The sequence below is a fragment of the Flavobacterium sp. genome, assembly GCF_039930565.1.
In the GTDB taxonomy this organism is placed as follows: Bacteria; Bacteroidota; Bacteroidia; order Flavobacteriales; family Flavobacteriaceae; genus Flavobacterium.
This window is the reverse complement of record NZ_JBDTTP010000118.1, coordinates 1-8,477: the sequence shown is the minus strand read 5'-3', so window position 1 is coordinate 8,477 and position 8,477 is coordinate 1. Positions and strand designations below refer to the sequence as shown.

The window sequence follows — 8,477 nt, the reverse complement described above, 5'->3', positions numbered from 1 at the left end:
GTAGTTATTGATTAAAAGCTAATTAGAAAAATCATGGTTCTGGAATAAATGTTCAAGAAAAAAAACAGCCATGAGTATCCTTACTAATTTCATCTAGTAATTCATGGAGATTAATACTTTCAGACTTATATGGATTAAGCTCCCATTTTCCAGAAGCGCGCTCGCAATACAAGTTCCAGCTCTTCCGTGATTTATTGTATTTTAATTTAGTAAACTCCACACTTAAAATCTCTTCTGGATTATTCCATTGAGGCCGGATTTCAAAGAGCAATGCCGTTTTTCCGTCCCACGAATAGCCAAAATCTAATACTTTTCGAATATCTTCATCATCTGATCGCAGATCATTTGTAAAACTTCTCAACTGCAATTTAGCCATTGAAACCAAATTATTTTCCATCAGACTCTCAAAATTAAAATTATACAGACGCTTCGAATCATTCAAATAAAAAATAAATAAATCAAAAAATAAAAATTCCACATTAACTATTTTTATCTAAAATTATACAATTACTTCAAAATAAGCCACAAAATTGAAAAACATCATTTAAGAGATTGCCTCGCTTTCAAACGATTAGGATTCTAGAATCTACTACTCCGAGCTAATTATAAAATTGGATTTCGTTATAAGTTGAAATAATACTTAAGATCAATCTGGAATTTAAAATTGTATATCCAGATTATGGCAATAGATTGCGGTGAGTGGCAGTGTTTGGCATTGATATACATTAGCGATAGATTTAATATTTAGATTTAAATTATTTCATAGTTTTGTATCCGAATCTTAAAATTCAATAAAATGAAGTATACTTTTACTTTTCTTATGGTTATTATATGTTCATTAGTAATGGCAAACAAAAAGGCACATTCAACTGTAGACAAAAGGGTTGAAATATTAAGCATAATATTCAGACTTGCAGGAAACCCGGAGTATAACATGAAATTTGCTAAGAACTATGTAAATGATATTCACAACCATTTTGATAAGTATGAAGATCACAGTGTCGTAAAATTCGCAAAGGAGCTCGCCCAAGAAAAAAATATGGGGTTTTCTAAAGTGATGTTTCTAGCTACCCATTTGCAGTTTGTGAATAATAAGTTTTTACTCATAAAAGAATCTGAAAGCAACCTGAAAGGTAAATGGGATGAAGCTGATGCAGTTAATTTTGTCAAATTGCTAAATGATTTCTATTATAAATCAGAATTTGAGCTTTTTTTTAATACACATAAACTTTTTTATGATGAAGCAACAAAAGAATTTGACCAATCCGTTTCTGAATTCGACCAAGAGTGGTATCTGAATTATTATGGTGACCATGAGGTAGATTATAAGGTAGTGTTAGGACTTGGTGATGGAGGGGCTAATTACGGTCCGAGCTTTACACCTGTAGGCAAAAAGCGGATAGTTTACGCTATAATGGGTTCTTGGACTTATGATAAAGAAGGAAAACCCTTATTTCCAAAAGACACTTATCTCACTTATTTAGTTCATGAATTTAACCACTCTTTTGTTGATCATATCTTAGAAGAAGACTCTGCTATAGAGTCAAATCTTAAGCCGAGCGGAGAAAGACTACTTGATAAGAAGAAATATGAAATGCAACTTGAAGGATATGAAGATTGGCATAGTCTTATAAATGAATCTTTAGTAAGGGCATCTGTAGTGAGATATATGATTGACCATAAAGAATCACCTGAAGCGGTAGAACAGGAAATATTAAAACAACAGAAAAAAGGTTTTGGTTGGATAAAGGATTTGGTTGTTCTTCTAGGTGAATACGAACGTTCGAGAATGAAATATAAAACTTTTGAAAGCTTTTATCCGCGTATAACTGCTTTTTTTAATATTGTTGAAATTTAGAAGAACCTTGATTCCTAAAGCTACGCTGTTATTGCTTACCATTATTGGTTCTGTCGCATATGGATAAATTAAAAAAGAAAGAAGTCAAAGATTTGAAAGTTATTCAGCCAATTTACAGAATGATTTGAATATACTTATCTCTGGATTAATCATCTGATTCTTCCTAAGCATATACACAACTTCAATTCCACTCAATGTTCGTTTCGCAGATTCAAAACTTTTGAATCCTAATCCGTTTTGTATGCGCCTCTTGATAAATCGATGATTCTGTTTTAAAATATCGTTGAGATATTTACATTGTCGAATCTTAATATTTGAGAACGACCGCTTGTTGTAAATTCTTATTGGACTGGTGTTCGAGCCGCTTTTGTCTATATTTATTACCATTTGGTCTGCAGTTATTATTTATTGCCTTAATTAAAAAGGAGTGTGTGCTCATTCACTGCCTGCGTCTTGTTAAAAGAAAATCAACTGTATTACCAAACTAATCAACCGCTCTATAGAAATAACACCACATTCCTTTTAGTTTTATATAAGTTTCATTAAGCCAGTAGATGCGACAGAACCTTATTATCTCATCATTAGTTAAATCTCCCACTGAAATTGAACAAGCATTCACTAATTTTACCCCAAAATATCTGCTTTATAAATTCTGGGAACATATTTAGAATTTTTCATCTGTTATTACTTTATGAGGGAAAGTAATCCAGCAAATCTTTGTTGATTAACAGCTCATGATTTTTAATTCAACAAAATGGTTCGAATATTCAGTTCTTCAAATACAAGATAGGCTCCGCAGCCAGCCTAGCCCCTATAGCAGTGAAATCCTTTTGTGCCGGAGTTTAGCAAAGATTGGAACGTACAACGGGAACAGCTCCCAAAAATGCCTGCTTTTATATATTTAAATCCTTCTCTGTTCATTTCGACCCGCAAAATGTTCAACTCACCCAATTACACTGAGTAACACATCAAAAGCGAATGCATCTTTGTATTGAATTTAAAACTTAATATCAATGCAAAAGATTATTTTAATAACAGCTGGGCTGCTTTTCAGCCTCAACATTTTTGCCCAAACAACCAATGATAAAATTTTAGGTAAATGGACAAACGAAGACAAAACCCGTATCATCGAATTTGTAAAAAGCGGTGATGCTTATGATGCAATCATCAGGAAGGCTGAAGACAATGGCTTAGTTGGTAAAAAGCAAATAACAGATCTTAAAGCAAGTGGTACGGCTTCATTTGTGGATGGTAAGCTGCACATTATAAAAAAGGGGAAAACGGCAGAATGCACGGCTTCACTTTCCGGGGATGCTAAGCTTATCATAAAAGCGAGCTATGGTATGATGTCTAAATCCCTAACCTGGACCAAACTCTAAATTATTCCAGGCAATGAAAAATATTATTTTAGCACTATTGGGTTTCACCAGCTTCAATGCAATGGGTCAGGTACATTTTGGTTCATTGCAGGAAGTGCTGGCTTATGCAGACAAAAATGCAGTCTCAATCCAAAGTGCATTACATCAGGAACAAATAGCCGCGTCAAAAAACAAAGCATCAAAAACAGCCTTATTGCCTACTGTAAATGCGTCTGCTGGGTTTAATGATAACATTACCATCCAGCCAACCTTGGTTCCTGCTAATTTATTTGATCCTGCTGCACCAGAAGGTACATTTAATGAATATACTTTTGGACGCAGATATAATTACAACGCCGGCGTACAAGCCAATTGGGATGTTATTAACTTTCAAAAGTGGTTTGATATAAAGATTTCCCAAGCTGCTTTACAATTAAACCAAGCCAATACCATTAATACAAAGTATCAGCTTTACAACCAACTGGCTCAGACTTATTTTTCCATTTTGTTAACGGAAAAATATTTAAAAATAAGTAAAGAAAATATTGTAACAGCAGATAACATTTACCAAATAACAAAAGATAAATATAATACCGGAATTTTCACGGAAGAAAACCTGAACCGCAGCAAGATTCAGCTGGTACAGGCAGAGCAGCAAGTAAGCAGTCTGGAGTCTTCCTTAGAACAACTCTACAACCAGTTGCAGTCACAACTTAACATCGATGAACCGCTCATTTTAAAAGATGAACTTCTGGATAAAGAAATGGATACTGGTAATGCACTTGTAATAACAACATCTCATCCAGAGGTATTGGTACAGGAAGCGCAGGTACAGCTAAGCGAAAAACTACTAGCCCAAACCAAATCACTGCATTATCCAACACTTACATTGGGCTATCAATATAATTATAATTGGGCAACAGATAAGATGACGGATTTTTCGGAGGCCAATAACCTGCCACAGCAATTTTGGGGACTAAAATTGGGTGTACCCATCTTCAACGGCTTCAGTACCAAATCAAAAATCAAACAGTCGAAAATCCAATTGGAACAAGAGCAAATGGTACTGGACAGTAAGAAGCTAACGGCAAAAAAAGAGGATGACAATATGCAAATACAGTACAGACAAGGAACTGAGGATTTTAGAAAACAGGAAGAGGTTTTGCAATTACAGAATAAAAATGATACACATTCCAAAAATCGCTACGACAGCGGCATCATAGGCCTGGATGAGAGATTGGATAAATTCAAGGATTTTCTGGAAGTACAAAATCAATATATGCAAAGCCTCAGCAGCCAATATATCAGCTATTACAAGCTTTATATCCGTAAGCAGTTTTAAGCATAATCATAAATGTTATTATAAAATTTCAATGAAAACAAATAAAATAATAGTTAGGTTAATCCTTTTTCCAATGCTGGGCCTATTGTCTTGCAGCCGTCAGCAGGAAATAACACCACAACACAAGACTATACAGCAGGCTGTTTTTGCAAGCGGTAAGCTGGAGCAGGAAAATGAATATATAATTTCAGCGGCTGCCGATGGTACTATTCTGGAATTGAGCATTCGTGAAGGTGATTATATTTCTAAAGGACAATTACTGGTAAGGATTGACAGCGATGTTTCTAGTACGCAGCTGCAGGAAGCACAAGTAGTTTATAACGATGCGAAACAAAATTCGTCGAGCAATGCACCGCAGTTAGAGCAGATAAAATCACAGATTAACCAGTCGAAAAATCAGCTCGATCTGGACAAAATCAACTATCAGCGTTATGCCGATCTGCGCAGTAAAAATTCTGTATCGCAGCTGGAATATGAAAAAACAGAACTGCAATATAAAGCCTCACAAAACAGCTTGCAGGTATTGGAAAAAAGTTACAAACAAGCACAGGATGCATTACAATTAAATGCTGACCGTAGTTTGCAACAGGTAAAAACACAGCAAGCCATTTTAAACGATTATAGCATACAGGCAGATAAGGACGGTATTGTGCTGGAGGTTTTAAAAAAGAAAGGCGAACTGGTACGAAAGGGCGAGGTGATTGCCAAAATCGGCAGTGGTAAAAATACCCTTAAGCTATTTATTGCAGAAGATGATATTACAAAACTTTCCATAGGTCAGGAAGCGATTGTGCAAATGAACAATTATCCCGACACAACATTTACCGCATCCATCACCAAGATACTTCCAGCGTTTGACCAGGCGGAACAATCATTCACAGCAGAGGCATCCTTTGTAAATCCACCACAGCTTTTACTTTCAGGCACACAGCTTCAAGCAAATATTAAGCAGCAGGGCACAAAGAAAGTTTTAGTAATTCCATCAGAGGCGTTAATCCGTGGAAAATATGTAGAGTTAAAAAATGGTGAAGAAAAAGAAATAAAGACCGGACAAAAATCAGGCAGTTGGGTGGAAGTAAAACAAGGCTTGACCGAAAAAGATATTATTCTTTTACCAAAGGGAAATAATAAAGAACAGGATGTTGCAAAGCCAGTTACGGAGTAGAGAATATATAGGTATAGGCTTACACTTTGGCGCACCACATCTTCATATTTCTAATGGCAATACATAAACAGCAAAAAAGAAATTCTGCACACGACAGCAATGGATTATTTGTTGGATTAAGCTGGAATTTAAATAAAGAAAGAAATGGCAAATATAAATAACAAAATTTCCTGGACACATCTTACTTCCAAAGTAAAACAGTTGATGGTAGCAGTACTGAGCGTAACATTTGGGATATCGATGTACGTTTTTATGAACAGCTTTATGAACGGTGTCAATAATGCCCAAACCGATATCACATTTACCTCAATGTCACACATAAGAGTGTATAATGATCCTGCGGGAGAGCCTGCAGTACTGCTGCCCCAGAAGAACACTTCCGATACCCTGACTATGGTAAGCAATGCCAAACACATTAATTATACAGAAGGCATGATTAATGCCGATGAAGTAAAAGAAGTATTGCAAAAAAACAAAGACATTGTTGCTATTACCGAGCAGGTCAATCAAAATGTATTTTTCAGAAATGGCGTAACCAAAGTAAGCGGTTCACTTTCCGGCATTGATGTAGCGAACGAAATCCAGATGTTTAACACCACAGAGTATATAACCGAGGGCAATTTGAATGATTTAGATAAGCGTTCGGATGCTGTGGTGCTTGGCACTGGATTGGCAAATAAGTTAAGTGCGTCCATGGGGGACAATATATCGCTTACTACAGCCGATGGCGTAAATAAAGTTTTTAAGGTCGTGGGATTAATAGAAACAGGGAGTGGAAGTGTCGATAAGAGCCGTGCAATTATTTCTATTAACACAGCACGACAGTTATTATCCAAGAATAAAAGTTATGCAACAGATGTGATGGCAAATGTAAAGGACTACAACGATGCGAAAACTATTGCTAATGAAGTGCGTTCAGATATTAAATACAAAACAGAAGCCTGGCAGGAAGGCAATGCCCAATTAGAATCTGCCAATACGTTGCGAGACATCATAGCGATTGCTGTTTCCCTTACCATACTTATTGTGGCAGGTTTTGGAATTTATAACATTATGAATATGACCGTGAGTGAAAAGATACGGGAGATTGCCATCCTGAAAGCAATGGGTTTTGATGGCAAAGACATCGTGTATATTTTCCTTGTTCAATCTGTTATCATCGGGTTAATAGGTGGTTTTATAGGCTTGTTATTAGGTTTTGCTGTTGCATCTATTGTAGATAGAATTCCATTTAAGATTGCATCATTTGATACATTGCCCATTACCTATCTGCCTGCAGATTATATTTTGGCAATGTTATTTGGCTTGGCCATTACGTTTATTGCCGGCTATTTACCTGCGAGAAAGGCATCCAAAATAGACCCTGTAGAAATTTTAAGAGGATAATGAAGAAATATTTTAAAGAGAAATTTCCACGTGAAGAAGTAGAATTTATTATGTCGATCCTTCTTTTAGGAGTATTAGCTTTAATTCTCGGCTATTATAACTATTACTGCTATTACTGCTACAACTATTACTGCTATTATTACCCCAATAGCTATGAATGTGAGTGTTATTGGTATTACGATTATTACTATGGGTGTTATTAAAAATAAAAAAAATGAAAGCATTAACTGCAAATAAAATTACAAAATACTTTCACGACCCTGAAACGTTTCAGGTATTGAAAGACGTGAGTTTTGACGTAAACAAAGGAGAATTTGTCTCCATTGTTGGTAAATCCGGTTCGGGAAAATCTACCCTTCTTTATTTACTCTCTACAATGGATACATCTTACGAAGGAAATATTGCAATCAATGACACTATAGTTACCGGACTAACACAAAACGAGTTAGCCAAATTCAGGAATGAGCATATCGGATTTGTATTTCAGTTTCATTATTTGTTGCCGGAATTTTCCGTTTTGGATAATGTAATGTTACCGGCATTGAAGCTTAAAAAGAAATCTAAAGAGGAAATAGAAGCAAGAGCAATGGAATTATTGACATTGCTTGATATTAAGGGACACGAAACCAAAAAAGCATCTAAAATATCGGGCGGTCAACAGCAAAGAGTTGCTATCGCAAGAGCTTTGATCAACGAACCAGCCATCATTATGGGCGATGAGCCTACTGGAAATCTGGACAGTAAAAATACCAAAATTGTGTTTGATATTTTTCGCCAGTTAGCCAAAGAAAAAGGGCAAACTATCATAGCCGTTACCCACGATGACGAATTTGCTGCCAATTGTGACAGGATTATTGAAATGGTCGATGGGAAAATTATTCAATAAGCGGGTTTTATTATAAAGCCGATACTAAAAAACGTAATGTCTATTAATCCATTGATTTGAAAAAAACTTAAATATTAAATAAATACTATTATGAAAACGATTCAAGAATTCTTTACCAAATTCATTTTTACTCTGGCCCTTCTCACTGGTCTATCGTCCAACCTGCAAGCTCAACGTATTGTAAGGGCCGTGCCACGGCACAACACTGTGGTAGTTTACAGCGGTGTTTCTTATCGCTATGCGAACGGGTTTTATTACAAACCGCATCTAAATGGTTTCGTGGTGGTTACGCCTCCAGTTGGGTTACGTGTTCGTGTATTACCAGTCGGATATACCAACGTCGTAATCGGTGGAAGAGCTTATTTTTATTTCGGAGGGGTTTACTACATACAGCTACAGCCTAATAGTTACGAAATTGTCGAAATTCCGAAAGAAGCCTTTCTAACTGGTCTTCCTGAGGGAGCCGAAACTATAACAATTAG

General features: G+C 35.9%; 8 protein-coding genes. 7 read left to right on the top strand and 1 reads right to left on the bottom strand.

The window, feature by feature from the left end; genetic code table 11:
* Positions 1-52: 52 nt before the first annotated feature.
* Positions 53-478 carry a DUF3024 domain-containing protein gene (locus tag ABI657_RS18370; protein ID WP_348098725.1) on the bottom strand — a complete coding sequence of 142 codons (426 nt, stop codon included), beginning with the start codon at positions 476-478 and terminating at the stop codon, positions 53-55.
* Positions 479-796: 318 nt separating this feature from the next.
* Between ABI657_RS18370 and ABI657_RS18365 the strand changes: the two genes are divergently transcribed.
* The 7 genes from ABI657_RS18365 to ABI657_RS18335 form a co-directional block, all read left to right on the top strand.
* A complete protein-coding gene (locus ABI657_RS18365; protein ID WP_348098724.1) occupies positions 797-1,858 on the top strand; it encodes a DUF4932 domain-containing protein in 1,062 nt (353 codons plus the stop codon).
* A 1,013-nt stretch (positions 1,859-2,871) separates the two neighbouring features.
* The gene (locus tag ABI657_RS18360; RefSeq protein ID WP_348098723.1) at positions 2,872-3,237 is read left to right on the top strand and encodes a DUF2147 domain-containing protein; all 366 of its coding nucleotides are present in this window, start codon (positions 2,872-2,874) and stop codon (positions 3,235-3,237) included.
* Between the two features lie 13 nt (positions 3,238-3,250).
* Complete coding sequence (locus ABI657_RS18355; RefSeq protein WP_348098722.1) at positions 3,251-4,558, top strand: TolC family protein; 1,308 nt, start codon at positions 3,251-3,253, stop codon at positions 4,556-4,558.
* Positions 4,559-4,589: 31 nt separating this feature from the next.
* Positions 4,590-5,723, top strand: a complete 1,134-nt coding sequence (locus tag ABI657_RS18350; RefSeq protein WP_348098721.1) for an efflux RND transporter periplasmic adaptor subunit — start codon at positions 4,590-4,592, stop codon at positions 5,721-5,723.
* A 144-nt stretch (positions 5,724-5,867) separates the two neighbouring features.
* Positions 5,868-7,109, top strand: coding sequence for an FtsX-like permease family protein (locus ABI657_RS18345; protein WP_348098720.1), 1,242 nt, complete (start codon positions 5,868-5,870; stop codon positions 7,107-7,109).
* Positions 7,110-7,323: 214 nt separating this feature from the next.
* Positions 7,324-7,995, top strand: coding sequence for an ABC transporter ATP-binding protein (locus ABI657_RS18340; RefSeq protein ID WP_073411680.1), 672 nt, complete (start codon positions 7,324-7,326; stop codon positions 7,993-7,995).
* A gap of 189 nt (positions 7,996-8,184) precedes the next feature.
* A partial coding sequence (locus tag ABI657_RS18335) for a DUF6515 family protein (RefSeq protein ID WP_348098719.1) occupies positions 8,185-8,477 on the top strand: 293 nt, incomplete at its 3' end.